General features: G+C 45.6%; 18 protein-coding genes, 1 pseudogene and 1 other annotated feature. Of the genes and pseudogenes, 3 read left to right on the forward strand and 16 right to left on the reverse strand.

Annotation, left to right across the window (positions count from 1 at the left end; all coding sequences use genetic code 11):
* Window positions 1-78: 78 nt before the first annotated feature.
* The 9 genes and pseudogenes from SporoP33_RS08240 to SporoP33_RS08280 all read right to left on the reverse strand — a co-directional run bounded on the left by SporoP33_RS08240 (window position 79) and on the right by SporoP33_RS08280 (window position 9,098).
* Window positions 79-963 (reverse strand): C40 family peptidase, encoded by an 885-nt coding sequence (locus SporoP33_RS08240; RefSeq protein WP_196796757.1) that lies wholly within the window; start codon window positions 961-963, stop codon window positions 79-81.
* A pseudogene (locus SporoP33_RS08245) lies at window positions 956-2,064 on the reverse strand (dipeptide epimerase). The gene SporoP33_RS08240 and the pseudogene SporoP33_RS08245 overlap by 8 nt, the downstream one beginning before the upstream one ends.
* Window positions 2,065-2,994 carry a S66 peptidase family protein gene (locus SporoP33_RS08250; protein ID WP_081244804.1) on the reverse strand — a complete coding sequence of 310 codons (930 nt, stop codon included), beginning with the start codon at window positions 2,992-2,994 and terminating at the stop codon, window positions 2,065-2,067.
* 242 nt (window positions 2,995-3,236) lie between these two features.
* Entirely contained in the window at window positions 3,237-4,028 is a 792-nt protein-coding gene (gene trpA, locus SporoP33_RS08255; protein ID WP_081243264.1) for a tryptophan synthase subunit alpha, read from the reverse strand.
* Entirely contained in the window at window positions 4,025-5,215 is a 1,191-nt protein-coding gene (trpB, locus tag SporoP33_RS08260; protein ID WP_081243265.1) for a tryptophan synthase subunit beta, read from the reverse strand. The genes trpA and trpB overlap by 4 nt, the downstream gene beginning before the upstream one ends.
* Complete coding sequence (locus SporoP33_RS08265) at window positions 5,199-5,834, reverse strand: phosphoribosylanthranilate isomerase (protein WP_081243266.1); 636 nt, start codon at window positions 5,832-5,834, stop codon at window positions 5,199-5,201. Before SporoP33_RS08265 ends, trpB begins: the two co-directional genes overlap by 17 nt.
* A complete protein-coding gene (gene trpC / locus SporoP33_RS08270; RefSeq protein ID WP_081243267.1) occupies window positions 5,831-6,619 on the reverse strand; it encodes an indole-3-glycerol phosphate synthase TrpC in 789 nt (262 codons plus the stop codon). The genes SporoP33_RS08265 and trpC overlap by 4 nt, the downstream gene beginning before the upstream one ends.
* A complete protein-coding gene (trpD, locus tag SporoP33_RS08275) occupies window positions 6,616-7,647 on the reverse strand; it encodes an anthranilate phosphoribosyltransferase (protein ID WP_081243268.1) in 1,032 nt (343 codons plus the stop codon). Before trpD ends, trpC begins: the two co-directional genes overlap by 4 nt.
* A 68-nt stretch (window positions 7,648-7,715) precedes the next feature.
* Window positions 7,716-9,098, reverse strand: coding sequence for an anthranilate synthase component I family protein (locus tag SporoP33_RS08280; protein WP_231293215.1), 1,383 nt, complete (start codon window positions 9,096-9,098; stop codon window positions 7,716-7,718).
* Between the two features lie 92 nt (window positions 9,099-9,190).
* Window positions 9,191-9,410: a binding site (T-box leader), on the reverse strand.
* Between the two features lie 175 nt (window positions 9,411-9,585).
* Between SporoP33_RS08280 and SporoP33_RS08285 the strand changes: the two genes are divergently transcribed.
* The 3 genes from SporoP33_RS08285 to SporoP33_RS08295 all read left to right on the forward strand — a co-directional run bounded on the left by SporoP33_RS08285 (window position 9,586) and on the right by SporoP33_RS08295 (window position 14,693).
* Window positions 9,586-10,290, forward strand: coding sequence for a pseudouridine synthase (locus SporoP33_RS08285; RefSeq protein ID WP_081243270.1), 705 nt, complete (start codon window positions 9,586-9,588; stop codon window positions 10,288-10,290).
* 439 nt (window positions 10,291-10,729) lie between these two features.
* On the forward strand, window positions 10,730-13,147 hold the full coding sequence (locus SporoP33_RS08290) for a sensor domain-containing protein (RefSeq protein ID WP_081243271.1): 2,418 nt from the start codon (window positions 10,730-10,732) through the stop codon (window positions 13,145-13,147).
* 238 nt (window positions 13,148-13,385) lie between these two features.
* Complete coding sequence (locus SporoP33_RS08295) at window positions 13,386-14,693, forward strand: uracil/xanthine transporter (RefSeq protein WP_231293216.1); 1,308 nt, start codon at window positions 13,386-13,388, stop codon at window positions 14,691-14,693.
* Window positions 14,694-14,716: 23 nt separating this feature from the next.
* Here the strand turns inward: SporoP33_RS08295 and SporoP33_RS08300 are convergent, their stop codons facing one another.
* The 7 genes from SporoP33_RS08300 to SporoP33_RS08330 form a co-directional block, all read right to left on the reverse strand.
* Window positions 14,717-15,328, reverse strand: a complete 612-nt coding sequence (locus SporoP33_RS08300) for a hypothetical protein (RefSeq protein ID WP_081243272.1) — start codon at window positions 15,326-15,328, stop codon at window positions 14,717-14,719.
* 51 nt (window positions 15,329-15,379) lie between these two features.
* Window positions 15,380-16,951: a sensor domain-containing diguanylate cyclase gene (locus SporoP33_RS08305; RefSeq protein WP_081243273.1), complete on the reverse strand. Its 1,572-nt coding sequence runs from the start codon at window positions 16,949-16,951 to the stop codon at window positions 15,380-15,382.
* A 127-nt stretch (window positions 16,952-17,078) separates the two neighbouring features.
* A complete protein-coding gene (locus SporoP33_RS08310) occupies window positions 17,079-17,696 on the reverse strand; it encodes an NAD(P)-dependent oxidoreductase (RefSeq protein ID WP_081243274.1) in 618 nt (205 codons plus the stop codon).
* A 256-nt stretch (window positions 17,697-17,952) separates the two neighbouring features.
* On the reverse strand, window positions 17,953-19,404 hold the full coding sequence (locus SporoP33_RS08315; protein WP_155961323.1) for a phospholipase D family protein: 1,452 nt from the start codon (window positions 19,402-19,404) through the stop codon (window positions 17,953-17,955).
* 124 nt (window positions 19,405-19,528) lie between these two features.
* Window positions 19,529-20,305 (reverse strand): ABC transporter ATP-binding protein, encoded by a 777-nt coding sequence (locus SporoP33_RS08320; protein WP_081243275.1) that lies wholly within the window; start codon window positions 20,303-20,305, stop codon window positions 19,529-19,531.
* 61 nt (window positions 20,306-20,366) lie between these two features.
* Window positions 20,367-22,058, reverse strand: coding sequence for a BCCT family transporter (locus SporoP33_RS08325; protein WP_081243276.1), 1,692 nt, complete (start codon window positions 22,056-22,058; stop codon window positions 20,367-20,369).
* 184 nt (window positions 22,059-22,242) lie between these two features.
* Window positions 22,243-23,490, reverse strand: a complete 1,248-nt coding sequence (locus SporoP33_RS08330; protein WP_081243277.1) for an EAL and HDOD domain-containing protein — start codon at window positions 23,488-23,490, stop codon at window positions 22,243-22,245.
* Window positions 23,491-23,614 lie beyond the last annotated feature (124 nt).

Consider the following 23,614-nt stretch of genomic DNA (forward strand, 5'->3'; position numbering starts at 1 on the left):
CCTTTTTAGTATCTTCTTTTAGTATACCTAAAACAAGGGAGACAGCGCTAATACTTACAAGCTGCATCTTTTATTGCATCAGACAACTCTGCGGACGGCTGACACTTTGTTTGCATACACAGACTCCTTCAACGGAATTTGTTCAATCAGTTTTCCCGTAGAAGGCGCGTGCAAGATCTGGCCGTTGCCTGCGTACAGCGCCACGTGATGGATAGATTCATTATCGTTTTGGAAAAATACCAAATCACCTTTTTCCCACTCGCTTGTATCGAGCGAAACAGGTCTGCCGGCTTCTGCCTGATCAGCTGCATCGCGCGGCAAATCAATACCGCATGCTTTCCAGATATTATGGATGAATCCTGAGCAGTCATAGCCCCACGCAGACATGCCGCCCCATAAATACGGCAAGCCGAGGAAACGCCGGCCTACAGTCAACGGACGATCAGTGGATTCTTCTCCTAGGCGCACAGTATCAGATGCGTTCAGCAGTTTCCATCCATGCGGTGTCCAGACACGGATTTTCTTGCCGCGCTGCCCGCCGGCCGGAAAGACCGTGTTAAATGATACACGCAAGAAAAGCTGACCCGACTCATCCAACAGTCTGGCCTTTTGGGCTGTGACTCGGACAAATTCTTCTGTTCTCGCTTGTTCACGCATGGACAGCTGCACAAGCGGCACCCATCCGGGATAACCGCGCGGATCCTTTTTAGTAGGCTGCGCGCTCGCAATGACCCGAGCCCAGTCCCCAATCACTTCTTCTACAATTACCGGTTCCCCGTACAAAAGCTGCGTCTGAATTTGATCCGTATCACTCAGCGCCAAGCGTTCTTCATAAGATAACTGGGAAAGCCATTTATCTATCTGTACCGGATGATCGAGCGCAGGCAGATCCGCCACACGGGGAGAGTCGGGATCTGTCCACACTGTCGCTACACTGACTGCACACATCCACTGCTCATTCATATGCATGCTTTTTCACCCACTGCATCATCCGTTTCCGATCAAATCCCAGCCCGTGTGCACTGTCAAACTCCAGCTGCGCTCTGTTATAACGTACGCCGCCTGCATCAAATTCCTGTTTAAGTAATAGCGGTGCATCCAAATCTACACGTGTAATGTTCGGCTGACTTGCCGCCGCATGAGCAGCTGCAGTTACGCCCACCGCCGTTTCCATCATGCTGCCCATCATACACTCGACTCCATTTGCTTCAGCCAATGCATTGATTTTCAAGGCTTCACGGATCCCCCCGACTTCATCAATTTGATATTTAGTACATCCACTGCGCGCATCTTCAGCAGCTTGACTGCGTCCATTGCGGAAAACAATGATTCATCCGCCATAATCGGCGTGCTTGTCTGTCTCGTGACATCTCTCAAGCCTTCTACATCATATGCGGCAACGGGCTGTTCTATTAACTCCAAATTAAATCCGTCGTCTTCCATCTGGCGGATCAGCCGGATGGCTTCTTTCGAGCTCCATCCCTGATTGGCATCCAGGCGAATTGCAATATGCGGCCCTACCGCCTGACGAATCGCTTGAATACGTTCTCTTTCTTGCTGCAAACTTCCTGTCCCGACTTTTACTTTCAGTATTCGGAACCCCTTGGCTGCGTGTTCTGCAGCTTCATTTGCCATCTCCGCGGGTGAGCCCACACTGACAGTCAGATCAGTAGTCAGGTTACAATGATAGCCGCCAAGTGCATTCATTAGCGGCAATCCGCAAAACTGCGCGAATAAATCATAGATTGCCATGTCAACCGCCGCTTTTGCACTTGTGTTACCGATAATGGACTGCTGCACTTTCTCCAACAGCAGTTCCCGCCGGCTTATATCCTGTCCGGCTAATAGCGGCGTAAATACATGAGTGATCACATGGCGAATACCGCCAAGTGAATCGCCGGTGATGACATGTGTCGGCACGGCTTCACCCCAGCCAGTCCGTCCATCGTTCGCTGTGATTTTTACAATCACGGACTGTATGTCATGAACAGTCCGCAATGCCGTACTAAATGGTTTTCTCAAAGACGATGAAACAACAAATGTTTCCACCGTGCATATTTGCATTTATTCCACTCCCGGTAAAATGGTCAATGTCTTATGATCAGCATCCAAACGTCCCTTCACCCCTAATGGAATCGCAATATTCGGCTCGCAGTGGCCTATTTGGAAGCCTTTTACGACAGGCTGACTGAGGTTGCCGAAATAATGCGCAAATACGTCATCCATTGTAAGTGTAACTCCGGGTTTTGCCGGTGACGCTTTCGCAAAATTACCGATCACCACTCCCGCCGCTTCCCGGAGTTTTCCGGCAAGACGCAACTGATTTAACAGACGGTCTACTTTATATGGTTCTTCACCCACATCTTCAATGACGAGCAATCGTTTATTCGTCTGGATCTCAAATTCACTTCCAAGACTGTTGACCAGCTGTGTTAAGTTTCCGCCGACCACTTCCCCTTCAGCCACACCGCCGACCAGCGTTTCAAGCGGCGAAATAGCTTCAGAGTAATGAACTTCTACAGGGTTAAACAGCTGTCCAAACATCTTTCCGGACAGTTCATGAAATTCATCCTGTGCAACGCAGGACGCGAGCATCGGTCCATGAAATGTCACCAGACCCGCTCCCTGACGTATAGCGGTATGCAGATATGTAATATCACTGAATCCCCAAAACACTTTTGGATTTTCGTGAATTACATCCATATCAAGCTGCTCAGCATAACGAGCAGAGCCGTAGCCGCCCCCGGCGCAAATAATCCCTTTTACTTCAGGGTCTTTGAACATCGCATGCAAATCGGCAAGCCGCTCTTCATCGGTTCCTGCCAAATAGCCATGTTTCTTATACACAGACTCTCCTATTTTATAGCGGAGCCCTAATTGCTCCAGGAACGAAAATGAGCGCTCCAATACTTCCCGTTCTACAGGACTGGCAGGTGCCACAATTCCTATTACATCACCTGCTGTAATACGTGCTGGACGAATCATTCTAGTCATCACCCTTTCTATGTCCTACTTTATCATATTCACAAAAGCGCATCGTCATCACGGGATCTCAAAATCAAATGTGGATAGCCGCCAAGTTATCCCCGTTATGAACAACTAATACACAAATATTGTGCATATACCACATAAAATAACTCAAAATACAGAAAAAGTTATTCACAATTCGTTACCTGTGGATAGTTTTATCCGCAAAAAACCGAATAACTGAAATTCATCAGTTATTCGGTCAGTCGTCAGCTATTTGGCACTTGATTTTTTGATGCATCAATCAGATGACGCACCGTTTCGCGGTCACCTTCATGAAGCGCCTGCACGATGGCACTCCCGACGATTACGCCATCAGCGAGTGCACCGAGAGATCGCACGTGTTCCGGCGTAGATATCCCGAACCCTGCGAGAACCGGAACGGAACTTGCTGCTTTCAAACGCTCCAAGTGACCTTCTAGCCCTTCGGTGAATGAAGAACGAACGCCTGTTATACCGTTCACAGTCACTGCATAAATGAAGCCCTCTGCCGCTTTGGCAATCGCCTCAATACGCTCGGCAGGACTCGTTAGCGAAACCAATTGAATTAACGCCACATCACTGTCTTTCAACGCGTCTTTCAGCAAATCGCTTTCTTCAAGCGGCAGATCGGGCACGATAAGGCCATAAACGCCGCTTGCTTCGCAGTCTGCAGCAATCACCTGTAAACCGTAGCTCAGCACAGGATTCAAATACGTCATAATAACGAGAGGCACAGTAACTTCGTCTTTGAATGAGGCAAGTTCTTTCATGACTTTGCGCAGCGTGACGCCTTCTGCCAAAGCGCGCTCTCCAGCCTTCTGGATCACTTCCCCGTCTGCAACCGGATCAGAAAACGGAATTCCCACTTCAATGGCTGTTGCACCCGCCTCCTGTAAGAAAAGAATATTCTCCTTCAGTGTCTGCAATCCGCCGTCGCCTGCCATGATGTAAGGAACGAATGCTTTACCGCCCTGATCATTACATTGTAAAATTGCTTGTGTCACTTGTTTTTTCGTCATTTTGATTGACCTCCCAACGCATCACGCACCGTTTGCATATCCTTGTCGCCGCGGCCGGACAGGCAGATGACGAGCACTTCATCTTCTTTCATTTCTTTTGCCAGCTCCACCGCATAATACACGGCATGCGCACTTTCAAGGGCAGGAATAATTCCTTCCACACGGGACAGCAGCTGTACTCCTTCAAGTGCCTGCTGATCTGTCACGGAATCATATTTCACCCGTTTAATATCATGTAAATAACAATGCTCAGGCCCAACCGCAGGATAATCCAGACCCGCTGAGATTGAATGCGCTTCTTGAATGAACCCATCCTCGTCCTGCAGTACGTACATATATGCACCGTGCAGCACGCCTTCTTGTTTGCCCGCAATTGCGGCCGCATGTTTGCCGGTTGAAATGCCGCTTCCCGCCGCTTCTACTCCATATAATTTTACATCCTGATCGTCAACGAATGGATGGAACATACCGATTGCGTTGCTTCCGCCGCCGATACATGCGATAACGGCATCCGGCAGACGGCCTTCGTGCGCCAGAATCTGCTGGCGTGTCTCATCACCGATTACACGCTGAAAATCACGTACAATTTGCGGAAACGGATGCGGACCAAGAGCGGACCCAAGAATATAATGCGTATCTTCCACGTTCGCAACCCAGTAACGCAACGCTTCATTGACCGCATCTTTTAATGTACCCGCACCTTTATCCACAGACACAACTTTTGTACCCAGCAGCTCCATACGGAAAACATTCAATTCCTGGCGGCGGACATCTTCCTTCCCCATGAATACTACACATTCCAGACCGAGCAATGCACAAGCCGTTGCTGTAGCGACACCATGCTGTCCAGCTCCTGTTTCCGCTACAATTTTCTTCTTGCCCATACGAGCAGCTAACAGTGCCTGACCGAGTGAGTTATTAATTTTATGCGCACCTGTGTGGTTCAAATCTTCCCGCTTCAGATAGATCTTTGCGCCGCCCGCATGCTTCGTCAGACGTTCCGCAAAAAATAACGGCGTTTCACGGCCCACATATTCTTTTAAATAATAATCCAGTTCTTTTGAAAACTCCGGATCTTGCTGCGCATCTTCATAAGCCTGTTCTAATTCGGCCAATGCAGTCATCAGCGTTTCCGGTACGAATTGTCCGCCAAATCTTCCGTAACGTCCTTTAGTTTCTGTTGTCATCTTGATTTCTCCTGCCCTTCGCTGTATGGATAAATGTCCGAATGCGTTCTGTGTCTTTTTGTTTTTCTATTTCCACTCCACTTGATACATCCACCATATATGGATTCACTTGCCGGACAGCTTCCTGCACGTTTCTTGCATGCAAGCCGCCAGCCAGAATAATTTGTTCTTTTGAAACACCTGCATTTTCAAGTAACGACCAGTCAAACGTTTTCCCGCTGCCGCCCTTATACTCAACGCCCGGTGTATCGAATAGATAATAATCTACATCATATGAAGCCGCCCTGGCCGCGTCTTCTTCATTTTCAACAGCCAGCGCTTTAATGGAAGGCAATCCAACCTCTTGAATGAAAGCCGGCGTCTCGTCTCCGTGATACTGGATGTAATCGAGGGACACTTCTTTAAACGTCCTGTGCAATTGTTCCCTTGATGCATCTGTAAACACACCAATTTTCCATACCGAATCTGGTATATGCTTCGCCAATTCCTGCGCCTGCTCAACCGTCACTTCCCTGCGGCTTGGCGCAAATACAAAACCGATGGCATCCGCACCTGCTTCAACAGCTGCACGCACATGTTCCGGCTGCGTCAGGCCGCATATCTTCACTTTTATTGTCATGGACGAATCACTTTCTTCTCTACTTGCAACGCCTGCAGCGCTTCTTTTACCGAATCACTGCGCATCAGCGATTCTCCCACCAGAACTGCACTGGCACCTGCTTCTGCAGCACGTTTCGCATCTTCAGGTCCCCAGATTCCGCTTTCACTGATGAACACACGCTCTTCATCAAACGGGAAGTGTGCTGCAACCAGTTCCGTCTGCGCGAGATCCACCTCAAATGTATGCAGATCCCGGTTATTTACTCCGATGATTTTTGCATCAATCGCCAGTGCGCGGTGCAGTTCTTCCACGTTGTGCACTTCAACCAGCACGTCTAATCCCTGTTCGTTGGCATACGTGTAGAGACTGCCAAGTGCTTTGTCGTCAAGCGCAGCGACAATCAGCAGAATGACGGATGCACCCGCACTTTTCGCCTGGTCAATTTGAATTTGATGAATGATGAAGTCTTTACATAACAACGCAATAGGAACAGCGTCTGCAACAGCTGACAAGTCTTCAAACGATCCCTTGAAAAATTCACGGTCAGTGAGTACAGATATACATGCAGCACCCGCCTCATAATATGCAGTCGCCTGTCTTACAGGGTTTGCTCCTTCCGCAATCAATCCTTTGGAAGGAGAGGCACGCTTCATTTCGGAAATGACTTGAAGCTGTCTGGCTTTTCGAAGTGTACGATACAGTGACGGCCGTATAATTTCTCTTTCCGGAAATGTTGTATGATTCTTTACTAACTGATCTACCTCTATTTTCTTCTGTGCAATAATTTTATCTAAAATGGTCATCTGACACCCGCCTCTTGCCGAATCCGATCGCTGAACGCGACGACGGCTTCTAATTTTTCTAAAGCTTTCCCTGACAAAATACTTTCAGTCGCCATCTTGACGCCTTCTTGTATCGTTGCCGCTTGGCCGTTGGCAAATAAACCAATGCCCGCATTCAACACGACCGTGTCAAACTTCGGCCCGCGTTCTCCTGCCAGAATCGAACGGGTCGTTGCGGCATTTTCCACTGCGTCTCCGCCTCTAATCGCAGACAGCGGCGCATATTCCAATCCTACGTCATCTGCGGTCAAGGAAAACGGAATTAGATCACCCCGGTCCAATAATACAAACTCATTCTGACCTGCAAGCGACGCCTCATCCATACCGCCCGCTCCGCTTACTACGATAGCCCGTTCGCGGCCAAGCATCCGCAGAACAGATGCATATTCCATAATGAAGTCCGGACGGTTGATGCCCGTGAACTGGGTTTCCAGTGATACAGGATTTGTCAGAGGTCCGACCAAGTTGAAGATCGTTGTCTTGCCGATTTTATTTCGAATAGCTCCGATCCGTTTCATTTTCGGATGAATAGCCGGTGCAAATAAGAACGCAATACCTTGTTCTTCAAGCAGTTCCTGCATATCCGCAAGCTGAAAGTCCGTATGAATGCCGAGTGCATCGAGTACATCTTGGCTGCCGGCTGCGCTGGATATTTTACGGTTTCCGTGTTTTGCAACCTGGACACCCGCACCCGCCAGTACGAAGGCTGCTGTTGTACTGATGTTAAATGTGTTCACGCCATCCCCGCCTGTTCCGCAGTTATCTAAGTAACGTGCAGCGGCTGGTGTCAAGTCGTTAGCGTAAGATTTCATCACAGCTGCCAGTGCGGCTACTTCATGTGAAGTTTCCCCTTTTTTTGACAAGGCAATAAGGAATTGCGCGATTAGCTCTTCATCTGTTTCTTCATTAAACAATAATTCAGCTGCTTCTCTCATCTCTTCATACATGAGATGGCGCTGCTTCTCTACTATACTTAGGAATTTCTCCATACTCGTCTCTTCCCTTCTCATCTGCATACTGCGTTTCTGTTTTCTTTTGGTCAGCCGCTCCTTGACAGTCAGCTGATTGTTTCCGTTGCTTCCAGTAAGGAACGCGCTTTATTGGATGTTTCTTTATATTCTAATGAAGGAACAGATGCTTCCACTATGCCGGCACCTGCCTGAACGTAGGCTTTCCCTTCTTTTACAAGCATGGTGCGGATTGTCAGCGCAAAGTCGATATTACCGTTCAGTCCGATATAGCCGATTGCGCCTCCATAAATTCCGCGGTGCTGATCTTCAAGTTCATCAATGATCTCCATGGCTGCGGGTTTTGGTGATCCAGTTACTGTTCCTGCCGGCATTGTTGCTTTCAGTGCATCCAGTGCATGGAGTCCGGGAGCCAGCTCGCCTTCCACTTCAGATACCAAGTGCATGACGTGTTCATAGCGCACCGTCTCAAGATAGTTTGCGACATCAATGGTTTCCGGACGACAGATTTGCCCCAGTTCTTTTTTGCTTACTTCGACGAGCATGTCGTGTTCGGAAAGTTCTTTCGGATCATTTCGCAATTCTGTTTCAAGCGCTTGATCTTCCGCTTCATCACGGCCTCTTCTGCGTGTTCCCGCAATCGGATTCGTCAATACTTTGTTTCCTGTGACGCTGACGAGACTTTCAGGCGATGTGCCGATGACCGTATGATCTTCAAACTCCATGTAATACATATAAGGGGACGGATTGCGGCGGCGCAGTTTACGGTATAACGCAAATGGATCGCCCGTAATATCTGCTTCGAGCCGGCGCGACAGGACGACCTGTTCCGCCTGACCTTCTTTAATTGCATCGATGACAATCTGTACCCTGCGCTCAAACTCTTCCTTGGATATCGCACAGCGGTAGTCAGAAATAGAAACACTTTCTTCTTTGCCGATTGATCCGTTGATGATCATGTCTTCAATTTCATCCAAGTCAGGCGCTTCGTATACCGGATTGATTTCTGTGTGCAATAACGTGACGTCATGCAGTTTATGATCATAAATAACAATCGTATCGTAAATATTGAAGTAAACATCAGGTATGTTCAGGTCATCAGCGCTGCGCATTTCACCGTTTCTCGCTGCACCGTACCCGACATAACCGACTGCTCCGCCCGTGAAAGGGAAACCTGCATCCTCTGTAATACGGGGCATCAGCCGCTTCAATAATGTGTAAAGGTCACCTTCATGCGTATACGTTTTATTCGTTGAATAGACGATTTCTTCCACAACGCCATCACGGCCGCGGTACGCCTTTTGGGGATTTAGTCCAATGAATGAATAACGTCCTGACCCGCCCGCCTGCGAAGAGCTTTCTAGGAGAAACTTATGCTTTCCTTTCAGCCTCCTGAAAATCAAAATCGGCGTCAGTGAATCGCCTTCAATCTTTCGTGTGGTCACCCGTAAATTCTTCTGCTCTGTCATCATGTTCATTCCCCTTTTCTATATGGACTGTTTCACGGACTTTCATATACCGAAAATAAAAAAAGTCCTCTGCAAACAGAGCCAGTCAGCCTGTTGCAGAGGACGATTAAATAACCGCGTTGCCACCTCAAATTGAAGCGCCTGAGCACTCCCACTTTATGTGTTTTCACACTGCCCTTAACGCGGGCACACGTCTGTTTTGAAACAAAACAGCTGCCATAAGTCCATTCACGAATGCCGTGTATCAGTTCCCACCCGCCACTGACTCTCTAGCAAGCACGTGCAATCGCTACTCTTCTTATTCTGATCTTTTCGCTATTCTCTTCTATGCTGACTCTGCTCATCTAACGTGGACGACTTCGCTCCCGAAATCTTCTGTCCGTCTAGTAATTACATTTATCTTAATATGCAGAATCTTTAATGTCAACAAATTCTTACGGCAAAAATGCTATAATTAATGTAATGTGACAAGTTCGGAAGGAGAGTCATTATGCGTATTAATAAATTTTTAAGCGGAGCGGGCATTGTATCAAGGCGCGGCGCGGACCAGTGGATTGCCGACGGCCGTGTCAAAATCAACGGAGAGCTTGCGGAACTCGGCAGCAAAGTCGAAGCCGGTGATCAAGTGGAGGTAGACGGAAAACTGGTTGAGCAGGAAGAACAGCTTGTCTATATCGCACTCAATAAGCCTGTCGGAATCACCAGTACAACAGAGCGCCACATCGAAGGAAATGTCGTGGATTTCGTTAATCATCCGCTGCGGATTTTCCATATCGGAAGGCTCGACAAAGATTCAGACGGACTGTTGCTGTTAACGAATGACGGAGATATCGTCAATGAAATTCTAAGGGAAGAATATGGGCACGAGAAGGAATATATCGTGACCGTTGACAGCCCGATCACTTCTTCTTTCATTGAACAGATGGAATCGGGTGTGAAAATTCTTGATACCGTAACGAAACCCTGCACTGTTACGAAGCTCGGACCTAAAACATTTTCCATCATACTGACCCAGGGCTTAAACCGCCAAATCCGCAGAATGTGTGCAGCGCTCGGCTATCATATCCGCCGGCTGCAGCGGGTCCGGATCCTGAATATTGAGCTGGGTGACCTGGCGATCGGCGAATGGCGGGAGCTGACGGATTCCGAACGCAAAAAACTGTTTCAAACATTGAACTATCAGCCGAAAAGATAAGATAGGCAGCGATATTCCATACAGCTGCTGTGATGAGGACCGAAGACAGCCCAGTAATGCCAGGGACTGATCTTCGGTCTTTTGCTGCTCAGTATTACAAGGAATTATATCTGCCGGCTACCTATCGAATGCTGAGGCTCATGCGGCTACACCATAATGCGTATTCGTGAAAACGCCAATTCCACTCATCTGCAGCCTTAATTTATACTTTCTCAATATCTTTTACTTCTTATAAACCTTATGTGCTGACGGTACTTCCAAAAACCTACATAATATTCTTTTTTGATCTAGTTCAAAACTCTCTTATATATGATATAATTAGTAATATTTCAAACGCTTCATGACTTATTAATTATGTTCATATAAAACATCAATGCGAAAATTCCCATATAACTAATTTGCTGTTTTTACAATCACTCAAAAGAAAGGATGTGCTATCATGCCGTTACACGCCCCCAGCATCCATCCGCATCTATCAAAACTGCTGGATGAACAATTTTGCATATCCCTAATTGACTTGAACGGTCATCTCACCTATGTGAATCAGAATTTCTGTGAGTTAACAGGCTACCAGGAAGAAGAGCTGCTAGGAAGCACTTGGGAACTGCTGAACAGAGGGCTCTCCGTCGAGAAGACACTTCATATGCTCAGAGAACATTTCATCCGGGATAATGTGTATCAGGAATCTGTGCGGATTTTATCCAAAAACAATACAGAGCACTGGCTGGATATAACCATCGTGCCTATTTATGACTCCGCAGGTCATTTAACAAATTACTTATCGCTCGATATTGATGTCACACGATCTAAACTGGTTTCAAAGGAATTCGCAAAAACGCGAACAGACTTGCATAATTTTAAATATGCTCTTGATGAAGCGGCAGTAGTAGTCATCACGAATGCCCAAGGCGTCATCAGCTATGTTAACGACCATTTTTGTAAACTATCCGGATATTCGCGTGAGGAGCTCATCGGGAAAACACATCGAGTAGTTAATTCAGGGACACATCCAAAAAGTTTTTTTGAGAATATGTGGTCGACGATTCAATCGGGACAAGTATGGCGCGGAGTCATCCGGAATAAATCAAAGTCCGGCAACCATTACTGGGTCCATACAACGATTGTTCCGTTTATCGGATCTGACGGAAAACCATTTCAATATATTTCAATCAGACAAGACGTGACATCACACAAAGCCGCAGAAAAGTCACTTGAAACGGCAGTGAAAAATGACTTTTCAACGACTGTTAAAAATCTGCAAAATGCTATTTTCAAATATTCGTTTGATGAAAATCTTCAAATCAAAATAACATTGCTGGAAGGTAAAGCGGTGCAAAGACTGGGAATCAACAAAGATATACTGAATCAATTGACGGCTGACAAACAGTTTAATTTGTCTACGATTAAGCGTCAGCTCTTAGGCGCACTGCTTGGCCGTGTTGCCCAGTTTGAAATCCAGTATCAGTCCCATACATTTCTAGTTTATCTTTCTCCTATTTTTGACGGGGAAAATGTAGTGGAAGTCGTCGGCACCGCAATCGATATTACCGATCGTAAAGAAGCGGAACGGCAAGTCGAATATATGGCGTTTCACGATCACCTGACAGGATTGCCGAACCGCCGATTATTAAAACAGACGGTGGAAGACTTGATTGAGAGCCGCCTGCATAATCAGCAGCCTTTCGCTTTGCTCTACATGGATTTGGACAGATTTAAAAATATTAATGATTCTATGGGGCACTATATAGGGGACCAATTGCTAAAGGCAGTAGGCGCACGCCTGCAGACACTTGTCCGTCAAAATGATTTAGTCGGGCGGCTCAGCGGGGACGAGTTTCTCATACTCTGTTCCTCTACTACAAAACAAGGGGCAAAAATGGTTGCTCAGCGCATCGTGGATGAAGTCTCGAAGTCCTTTCTCATCGATCATTTGGAAATATTCATCGCACCAAGCATAGGCATCAGCATGTTTCCTGAAGATGGAGCACATTATGATACACTCATCAGAAATGCCGATTCTGCCATGTATCTGGCTAAGCAATCTGGTAAGAGTACGTATCAATTCTTTACAGAGGAACTGTATAACGATCTGATGCAGCGGACATTAATCGAGATGGAGTTAAGACAAGTTCTTAAAAAGGAAGAATTATTCCTTCATTACCAGCCTCAATTTGAATTTAAAACAGGAAAAGTAATAGGTGTAGAAGCACTAGTGCGCTGGCAGCATCCGACGCGCGGCCTAGTTTCACCCGGCCGGTTCATACCGATTGCAGAAGAAACGGGCATGATTCTGCCTATTGGCTTGTGGGTGTTAGAAACGGCCTGCAGACAGGCAAAAGAGTGGCAGGACATGGGATACACCTCCTTGCTGATGAGCGTCAACGTATCGCTTCGACAATTCAAAAGCGCAAACTTTGTAGCAGACGTCAAAAACACCTTGCATAAAACGGGGCTGCAGCCGCAGTTCTTGAATATAGAAATTACGGAGAGCATGACGTCCGACGTCACCTATTGCCAAAACATACTGCAGCAGCTGCGGGACATCGGCATTAAAATCAGTATTGATGACTTCGGAACCGGCTATTCTTCACTGAGTTATTTAAGCACATTCCCTCTTACACATCTAAAAATTGATCAGTCGTTCGTAAGAGATTTGACGAAGAACTCGGTAATTGTCAAGGCGATTATTGACTTGGCGAAAAATCTCCATTTGCGTGTGGTCGCAGAGGGAGTCGAAACAGACGAACAGGCAGCGTTTCTGAAAACCCTGGCCTGCGATGAAGCGCAAGGCTTCTTATATTCCAGACCTGTGCCTTGCGGGCAGTTGCTGGAGTTATTAAAAAGAACAGAGCTATAAAAACAGGGCTGTACAAGAAGCTGGGATTCAACGGCTTCCTGTTGCAGCCCTGTTTATTTTTACATCGCGAGCGGTTATTTTTCTGTTCTCCCTTTTAACTGTCGCAGAAGAAAACTCTATCTTTCTTAACAATTTTATAAGTATATTATTATTTCAATTAATAGTGTGCTATAGTTCTCTCTATATTTGAACTTTTTCGACATACGTCAGCACAGAGTTTTTCAAGGGGGATTTATGGATGGGAACTAACCAGATGCGCCACTCTATTACCGCATTAGCAGGATTTCAATGGCTATTTTTTATGTTTGCCAATACTGTAGTCATTCCGATTTCAGTCGGTACAGCCTTTGAACTGGAACAGATTGAAATCGTTTCAGCGATACAGCGCTCATTTATCTACACAGGAATTGCATGTTTACTGCAAGGTATATTTGGGCATCGGCTGGCCTTGATGGAAGGTCAATCTGGTTTATGGTGGGGTGTCGTTCTCAGTTTGGCAGGAACCGCCAGTGCGATGGGCTTAAGTTTGACGGCGGTCGGCGGAAGCATCGCAGTGGGGGCTATGATTTCAGGCGCACTTGTAGCGTTCTTGGGGATGCTCGGCATGGGAGAAATATTGAAGAAGTGGTTCACACCCGCTGTCATGTTTGTCTTTCTGTTATTACTGGCGAATCAGTTAATTACTATTTTCTTAAAAGGTATGATTGGTCTTAATGACGGGGAATATATCAGCCCGTCGAAAACGCTGTTCTCATTTGCATTGGCGGGATTGACCATTCTCGTGCATGTTAAAGGGAAAGGAATCGTCAGCAGCCTGAATCTGCTGATTGGCATGACCGTTGGATGGATCAGTGCCGTGCTAATTTTCCCTGCGGAGGCTGCAGATACGATTAAAACAACTCCTTTCATTCAGTGGTTCCCATGGGGTGAACCGACGCTTGAGATCGGTATCGTCATTACCGTAGTAATTACAGGACTGCTGAATACAACAAATACTATTGCCACGCTTAAAGGCGCAGAAGATATTTTTGAAAAAGAAACAACGAAATCACAATACAAAACTTCTTTCTTTATTACAGGCGGATTAAATGTGGGAGCAGGCGCCCTCGGTCTCGTCCCTTATGCACCTTACGCGTCGTCAATTGGTTTTCTGCAGTCCAGCGGAATAAAGGATAAAGCACCGTTCTTCATCGGCTCACTATTATTCATTATTCTCGGGCTCGTCCCGCCGTTAAGTGCCTTTTTCTCTACTATTCCTCAAAGCGTAGGAAATACCGTATTATTCGTAGCCTATTTACAATTATTCCGTTCTGCGCTGCGCAATGTGGAAGGGTTAACATTTGAGCCTAAAACGATCTACCGTGTCGCATTGCCTTCATTGCTCGGTTTATCCATCATGACATTGCCCGCTGCTGTATTTTCTCAAATGCCCGAACTCGTGCAGCCGCTCCTCTCAAGCGGTTTACTCGTTGGAATTTTAGCCGCACTGCTGATGGAGTTAATATTTTGGATGGGCCGGCGATTCGGCACTCCTGCCCGCATATAGACTTCAGCCCTGATCCGCGCCGATCAGGGCTGTTTATATGTGTACACTAAAAACCGCTCTGCTTTATCGTGTACTTGCAGATGGGTAATTGGAATCTCCGCGGTCTTTTCAAACAATGGATGATGATGTAAAAAATACACGTATTCATCAGTCGGATAATATAAAATTACTTCCATTGCACGCGGCGTATTCTCCGCAGATTTCAAAATACGCTGAATGACCGAACGAAAAATCTCCAAAGAAAAGGGATTAAAAAAATAGAAAGTAACAGCATCCGAGGGAATGATATAGTGCTCTGCCTTACAGCATTCAAACGAGATGGAACCGTACCGTTTCGGGAATGCCTGCCCATAGTCCATCAAATTGGTCATCGCGTCTTGATGCAGCACGCTATTCATTTCGATGCCTACTGTGTCGAGCGAAAAAAGATGATTTATATAAAAAGGAACACGGCCTTTACCGCACCCAAAGTCAATCAGGCTGCCCTCTTTCAGAAGATCGTGCTGGGCAAATAAATAATCCAGCATTTCATAGGGGGTCGCTTCATAGCGATTATAATGGGAGGATTGATGTGCCCACTCCCTGACACCTATTGTTTTAATATGTAAACGTTTATCCATCATTTGTTCTTCCATACCGTCGCCCCTTTCTTTTCGCGCCGCACCTGCGAGGAGAACCTCGGCATATTATTCATGCCGAGGTTCATCAGATGCAACGATTGTTTTATTACGGCCTGTGCGCTTTGCTTCATACAGGCTTTGATCCGCCAATTCCAGAAGCCTCGCGGGGTGGTCGGCATGCTCCGGAAAGGCAGCGACACCTAATGAAATCGTTACGACTTCTCCGCATGGACTTATGGTATCTTCCATTTTTTCTCGAAGTCTTTCCGCCGTCAGATAGGCAGTTACTTTATCGGCTTTCGGCAACAGAATAACAAACTCCTCGCCGCCATACCGGCAGCAAATATCCTGTTTTCTCACAGCGCGCTGCATCAAATCCGACAGATAAATCAGTACTTCATCGCCTGTTGCGTGTCCGTACCGGTCATTGACACGCTTAAATTTGTCTATGTCCAGGATGATGATAGAGAATGGCGTCTTATTCTCTACCCATTGTTTCATAAAATCATCCATCGTACGTCGATTGGTTAATTTCGTTAAGGGATCTGTCGTAGATTGATGAATGAAATAATTCATCTCATTCTTGAAATAATCTAAGCTATGCAGCATAGCACCTTTTAGCTGCCTGGCTTCGTAATACCAATCCGGAACCTCTACCATTTTCTCTTGTTCATTAGATTTAATACTGTTCTCCGCATAATAAGCCAACTTTTGAAGCGGCAGTGCAATTTTTTTTGATAAAACATATACAAGAAGGAATGCCAAAACTAACAAAGGGAGTGATTTCCACGCCATTTCCAGAACCATCTCTTTCGCTGGTTCAACCGAAGTATCTACTTGGCGCTGAGAAACAATCCCCCAATCCGCAATAGATAAATAAGAGTATCCAGCCAGCATCGGCACCCCTTTTGTATTAATGAGCTGCATGGAGCCGGTTTCACCTTTGATTACTTTTTGTACAGCTTCATTGCCTGCGACATTGTCTTTTAAACGCTCCTCCTGCTGATGATAGATTAACTTTCCGTCAGAATCCACCACATACACATACGAGCCGTCTTCATAAAAGTGATCACCTAATATTTTCTCCAGTACATTAGGTTTGTTCAGGTAAATTGCACCGCCTAAAAACCCTCTGTATTCACCGTCTTTTATTAAGGGAACACTGATGAAAATGAGTAATTCTCCCGTAATTCCAGTGTAAGGCTGCGAAATGACCGGTTTCATTTCATTGATAGCCTGCCTTGCACCAATAGATGTTAATTTTTCTCCAAGTATCTCCAGGCTTGGCGGTGAAACGCCAAGGACGATACCGTCTTCGGAGGAAACGGCAACTGAATTGAATGTGCTCGTCTGTGTGCGGATCCGTTCGACAATTTGATTCAACTTCTGCTGTGCTTCTTCATCATCAAGAAGAGGCAGAACTTCTTCCGCATTGACTTCAAGCGTCCTCAATGTTTCGCGTAAAAAAATATCAGTTGTAGAAGACAATTTCTCTGCATAGGCATAATTCGTTTCTAAGGTGGTCTTTATTAAAGCTTGCTTATTCACACGAAAGCCAGCCGTAGTACTGGTTAGAAAAGTTAAAATGATCGCTACTAATGCTACGACTTGAATTAAGTTTTTCAAGGACCATCTCATTTGTCTTCCTGTCTCCTTTTCCGTATGGTGCTATTAACCTATTATATCACAGGAAAAGGAAACAACTACGGAATTTCTCAATTTATTCCGTTTAACTAGTACGTTTTCATTACTTGTAACCTGACTATTAATAGGACAACCCGACCCGATAGCCGATATGCTCATTCTTGCTTAATTCATCATAGGCAAACGCCGCGGTATCTCCCGTGGTAATTCGGGCACCTTCTTCAGGCAGTACATCACGTTCCACCCGATAATTGCCCGTCGCTTCTCCGTCAGGCAAATACGTTGGGCAAACGATCGTCCAATCAAGTCCTGAGCCCTGCAACATTTCGAATACTTTATGATGCTCTTCTGCTGCAAATGTTAATTTACGGTGTGACTCGCTTGATTGATAGCGCAGCTTTGATGGTTCAGTTCTGCTCTGAAGTATGCCTGCCGTGCCGATTGTGACGATTCTGGATACCCCATGTTCTTTCATGCCTTCTATAATCGCAGCTGCTGCCTCTGTCAATGTCGTTGTTTTGTCTGTACCCAGTGCGCTCACCACTGCATCAGCACCCGCTACTGCCTTTTTCACGGAATCTGCATCCCGCACATTCCCTTCTAGTACCGTCAATTGCTCGTGCGGCTCACATTTTTCAGGTGAACGGACAAATGCAGTGACTTCATGTCCGTCTTGCAATGCACGGCGAACAATCTCACTTCCTGTACGTCCAGTCGCTCCAAATATTATAATTTTCATCTGTTATCCCTCCATAAATTAAGTTTACATGAGATATTGTTGTTGTTCTACGCAGACCGTTTCAGCAAACTCTTTTGATTCATTTGTTTTTTGCAATTGTTCCAAGCATTTATCACATCGTCATGACCTATTCAGCAGAATAATGAGGCCGATTAATAGAAGTGCAAAAAGAGATGCCGGCTTATTTACCTCCCTTTTCATTCCCTCCCTATATAAAGAAAAGCGCCGTTCGCAATAAACGGCGCTTTTTCTATACTCAATAAGTTGTCAGCTTAGCCCATCGCTGCAATGCGTATATGCCTCGCTGGAAGAACGTCAGGTTGTTTTGATACTCTTCTACATCAAGCGTATACAGCGCATCTTCATTATTCCAGATCCGATCAAAGTATGCATTAATTTCTTCGGTCAGCTCGCTGTCAGCCGGGGCAATGATGCGCAAATTCGCTTCCAAATTATAATCACGCAATGTGCGTTCCGTTATATTGGATGAACCATTTGTAATAAACGTCTGATCAGCAGTCTGTACTGTCACCAGCTTCGTATGATACTGACCGATGACCGTATTATACCAGCGCACTTTGATCTGATCGTCTGTATTTTCCCGGATTTCCTGAACGACCGGGCGATTCGGCAGACCGGATTTTTTACTGCCAAATGAATTTTCATTTGGATCCAGGACGATCTCTACTTTTACGCCTCTATTGGCGGCGTCTTCCAGCGGCTGAATCACTTCCTGCTCAGACAGGTAAAACATGCCCATTCGGATGCGGTCACCCTTTTTCGCTTTCCCGATATCACTTACCAACGCGTCCAGCACTTTGCTCTCGGTCAAGTACTGAACCTGGTACGGACCTTTTTGCTCTGCGGCATTTTCTGCACGGGGCAATTTTCCGCCCGCTGAATATTGAAGAACCGCTTCTTCTGACTCCAATATATCATTTTGAATCGGACCTTTAACTTTAAATGCTGCGTTGCCGTGTCGCCCGCTTGCTGCATGAGGATTTGAAGATGTAACTAACGCTGCCTGGTCTGTTACAAGCGTTTTACGATGATTCGCTTTCACATTCAGCAGCTTCAAATAGGAAGTGAATTTCACGTCAGGTGCATCGCTTGCCAGAAAGTTCGGGAAAATATTGTTCCCGTCAAAATCAAACCATTGAAGAAATATGCGGTAGATTCCTGAATAAAGAGGCGTCGAATCCCGCAACGGCTCAAGATCCGTATAGACCACTTGTACTCCAGCTGCCTCAAGTGCCTTAAACCACTCAGATTCATAAGACCCGTAGCCAGTGTTCACCGGATCAGTTATGTACACAATCAGCATATCCGGATTCCTCTGTTTTTTCTTTACGAGAACTTCCGTCAGCTGGTCAGCTATCTGCGGAAAATTTTCATTTTCGTCGTAATAATCATCCATTAAAAAGAAGTCCAGAACGACAAATTCCTTCGCTTCTTCAATCATCCGAAATACTTCTTTAAAAATACGCAATTCCGATTGGTAGTGATCTTTTGATTTCGTTTTGGAGTACGTCAAATCATAAATAAATTCCACATCTTCCACCTGATGAAGTTCACCTTTGTAGGAGATTCCGGGCGGCAGTGGCTTATAAGTCTGCCATAGCATAACCCCCGCGTAAAGCAATGCAAAGAACAGGAGCACATAGGAAGCTATACGCTTTTTGGTCATCTTACGCTTCTGTTTCGCCACCCGCCCTCTCCTCCTTATCGAACGTTACCAAATAATTATACTAGTACCGGCTCCGTTCCTTCCGCGATTCGTTATAGTCTATAACATTCCCTTTAAACCGCTCCGCAAACTGTGCCCGTATACTTTATTTAACTGAAAGATACGGGCGGTCTGAACGCCATTCAATTGCCACGGGAACTTGGTAGGTTTCTGAGAGTAATTCGTCAGTCAGCACTTCCTTTTTCGGCCCCGCCGCAATCACTTTCCCTTCTTTCAATAATAATACATGTGTAATTTCGGGTACCAGCTCTTCAATATGGTGGGTGACATACACCAGGTGTGTGTCATTCTCTGCCGCAATCTCAAGCGCTTCAAGAAACTGCTCTCTTGCCAAAACATCGAGACCTGAGCATGGTTCGTCTAAAATCAATAGATTCGGTTTCCCCATCAGCGCACGTGCTATTAACACCCGGCGCTTCTCCCCTTCAGACAAAACTTTGAATGTATACCCTTTGACATGATCGAGACGGAATTCTTTCACCAAGTATTCTGCACGTGCCCAGTCCTCATCCATAATTTTGTCGTAGATCCCGAAGCTCGCAAACTTCCCGCTAATAATAATGCGCTCAATAGATTCGTTCCAGAAATAGTCCGAGAACTTCTCTAAAGAACTGCTGACATAGCCGATTTTCTTGCGAATCTCGGGCAAGTACGCACTGCCAAACTTCTTTCCGAGAACCTCCACTTCACCTGATGAAGGAATTTCATAAGTGGAAATAATAGACAATAAAGATGTTTTGCCGGATCCGTTTAACCCGAGTATCCCCCATTGCTGTCCTTGCTCAATTTCCCAATTCACGTCTTGCAGAATCTGATTGTCTCCTCTTTTGAACTGTATATCTTCTACTTTTACAACTGACATAAATATTCTCCCCCTTGCTGTAAAAACCGGTTCGTGCTACACGCAGCGAACCGGCACTATTTTATTTCTTTTTCTCTTTTTCTTTCTCTACTTCCTGATACTTTTTCTTTTCCAGCTCTTGATACTTTCTATTGCTTTTTTCCCTTGCTCTTCTTGCTCTTTCTTTCTCTCTGCGCTCTCTTTTCTCTTTTTCGCTTTCTTTCCGTCTGCGTCTCTTTTTAACTTCACCTTCGACATGCTCAAATTGACGTATGTCAGTCGGCCTGACTGTAATTGGTTCCCTCACAAGCAGCTTGGCCAGCGAGAAAATCAGCAATACCATCAGTAAAGTAAACGGCAGTGCAGATACAAGGGAAGCTGACTGCAATGCCTCCAATCCGCCCGCATACAGCAAGACGGCTGCAATCGCAGTCATCAGAAAGCCCCAGATGAATTTAACTACGAGCGGCGGGAATAAACTGCCCCGCGTGGTCATGCTGGCTAAAATATACGTCGCGGAATCCGCAGATGTGATCAAAAATGTAAAGATCAGCACAATCGCTAAAAATGACACGACATTCGTCATCGGCAAGTGCTGGAGCGTCGCAAAGATGGCAGACGTGACATCTTTATCGACTTCCTGTGCAATTTGGGTTCCATTGCGCAAATCACTATACAGTGCCGTTCCGCCAAGTGTCGCTATCCACATACAAGAAAATGCCGGCGGAATAACTAAGACACCCATGATGAATTCGCGGATAGTCCGTCCTTTTGATACACGAGCGACGAATGCACCGACGAACGGTGACCAGGCAATCGTCCACGCCCAGTAGAAGATTGTCCAGTCTTTTACCCAGGTGCCTCCCTGATATGGCTGTAGACGCAAGCTATACGTAATGAAGTTATTAATATAATCTCCAATTGCCAAAGTAAAGGTTTCAAGAATAAACACTTTCGGTCCCACTATGAAGAAAAATACGAGCAATGCGATTGCCATACCTAAGTTAAAGTTCCCAAGATAGGCAATTCCCTTACTCAAGCCTGTTGTAGCAGAGGTCATATACGCCACGAATACAACTGCTATAATTACGAGCTGGATAGTGAATGTGCTTTTTAGATCAAAGACATATTCCATACCGCCGCTCATCTGAAGAACACCCATCCCGAGAGAAGTCGCGATACCCATTACCGTTGCTACTACGGCAAATGAATCAATACCGGTCTTCACGTATCGATTGCTTCCGATTAACGGTTCCAATGCTGTTGAAATCAGACCGTCTTTTTTCTTCCGGAACTGAAGAAATCCAATTACAAGCCCGACAATTCCAAAGATCGCCCACTGAGAAATGCCCCAGTGGAAGAATGAATAGCCCATTGCTACACGCGCCGCTTCTTCTGTCTGCGCTTCAATACCCTGGAGCGGCGACTTGAAGTAATGGCTCATCGGTTCTGCCACACCCCAAAAGACCAGCCCCACACCAAAACCGGCAGAGAAAAGCATGCCAATCCAAGTGAAGAATGGATATTCCGGACGTTCCGTATCGCCGCCCAGACGTATAGCCCCGAACTTACTGATCGCTAATCCGAACAGGAATATGACGACGACAAACACAGCCAGCAAGTAAAACCAGCCAAAATTATCTGTTGTGTAATGATAAAGCCTTTCAGAAACTACTCCAAACGGCCCTGGAATGACCGCTCCTAATACAACAAGGATAAAAATGAATACGGCAGAAATAGAAAATACGGGGTTTTTCCAGAATTTTTTGTCCACACCTATCGACTCCTAGTGTTCATTTGGTAACTCTCTTACTACACTTCATACCCTAATTTGAACGGATATAACGTATTTCTGCCACTGCGTATTACAGAACTAAAAGTTACCAAACAGATTATAAATGTTTATATTACACATCAAAAAAGGCATCTTCAAGCGAAAATGCCTTTTTGATGTATATTCAATCCATTTCTTCTTCAATTCCCTGTGACCAGCGCATTGCCTGAAGAAAGATGGAACTCAGCTCTTTTTTCGGGATCGCCAACTCGCCAGACAATTGTTCGACCTGCTCCCAGTCGAAGCTCTCTACAGCTTTAATCAACTGTAAATAAGGTGTGATTTCTGTTCTTCTGCCGTTCAGTGTATCGATAATGATATCAGACAGTGATAGCAGGGGCAGGATATCTTCCCACTTTCTGCGCATTACCGCATCGATTAATGAAAACATTCCCGTCAGGAAGTATTCGTCCTTATTCGCTTTCCCTTTATACTTTGCCAGCAGTTCACAGGCTCTTGCACGCCGGAGCGATAATTCAATGAGTGCTTTTACCCGTCCGTCTTTAAGATCTTTCCCCAAATCGTGCAGCATCAGCACCTGGAGCCACTTCTTTGTATCCCGTAAACCGATCATCATTATCGCTTGTTTAATGGAGCTGATTTGACGCGGTATATCGAATGCTAATGAGTTTATAAAGCGTAATAACTTATAGGAAATCGATACATCCCGCATGATCAAATCAGACAGCTGATTAATAGACTGGGAATCTTTTTGGAAATAATCAATAATCTGCATATGAATTAGTGTATTGGACGGAATTTCGGCGCTCTTAATGATATCAGGCTTGGCGAAAAAATAGCCTTGAAACAAATCATAGCCGCTCTTTAATGCAAGCTGGTAATCTGCCTCTGTCTCAATCTTTTCAGCCAACAAAATAATTGAAGGATACTTTTTCAAAAATGACGTGATGCGATGTTTCTCCACAATGCTTGTCTGCATGAAATCCACTTTAATAATATCTACGAGTTCAAATAACTGAGAATACGTTACATATTGTTCCTGCAGAATGAAGTCATCCAGCGCCAGCGTGAAACCAGCTTCTTTAAACATCCTCAGCCGGTGCAGCAGAGCGGGCGTTATTTCAACATCTTCCAGAATCTCAATTACCACTTGATCGGGATTCAAACTCATGAACACATCCTGAGCCAGCAATTCCCCTGAAAAGTTTATGAATGAACGCGCGCCGCTCGTCACCTGATCAATCCCGACAGAAAGAAATGTGTTGATTAATAGGCTGATTGTGGCCTGTTCAGGATTTATATCAGGAAAGTAATTTTCCTCGCTGTTTCGGTACAGCAGCTCATATGCATAAATATCGCCTGACCGGCTAAGAATCGGCTGCCTTCCGATAAATATGGAGTAATCATCCATTCATTCCATCTCCGCGTCTCATTTGAACGTCTCCTTCAATGTATGTATTCGTACCAGAGAACTACTGAATCTGCAAATATACTATATAAATTCAGCCAGATCATTCCCCACTCCTTCCATTGTA

Origin of the sequence: Sporosarcina sp. P33 (assembly GCF_002077155.1) — a bacterium.
In the GTDB taxonomy this organism is placed as follows: Bacteria; Bacillota; Bacilli; order Bacillales_A; family Planococcaceae; genus Sporosarcina.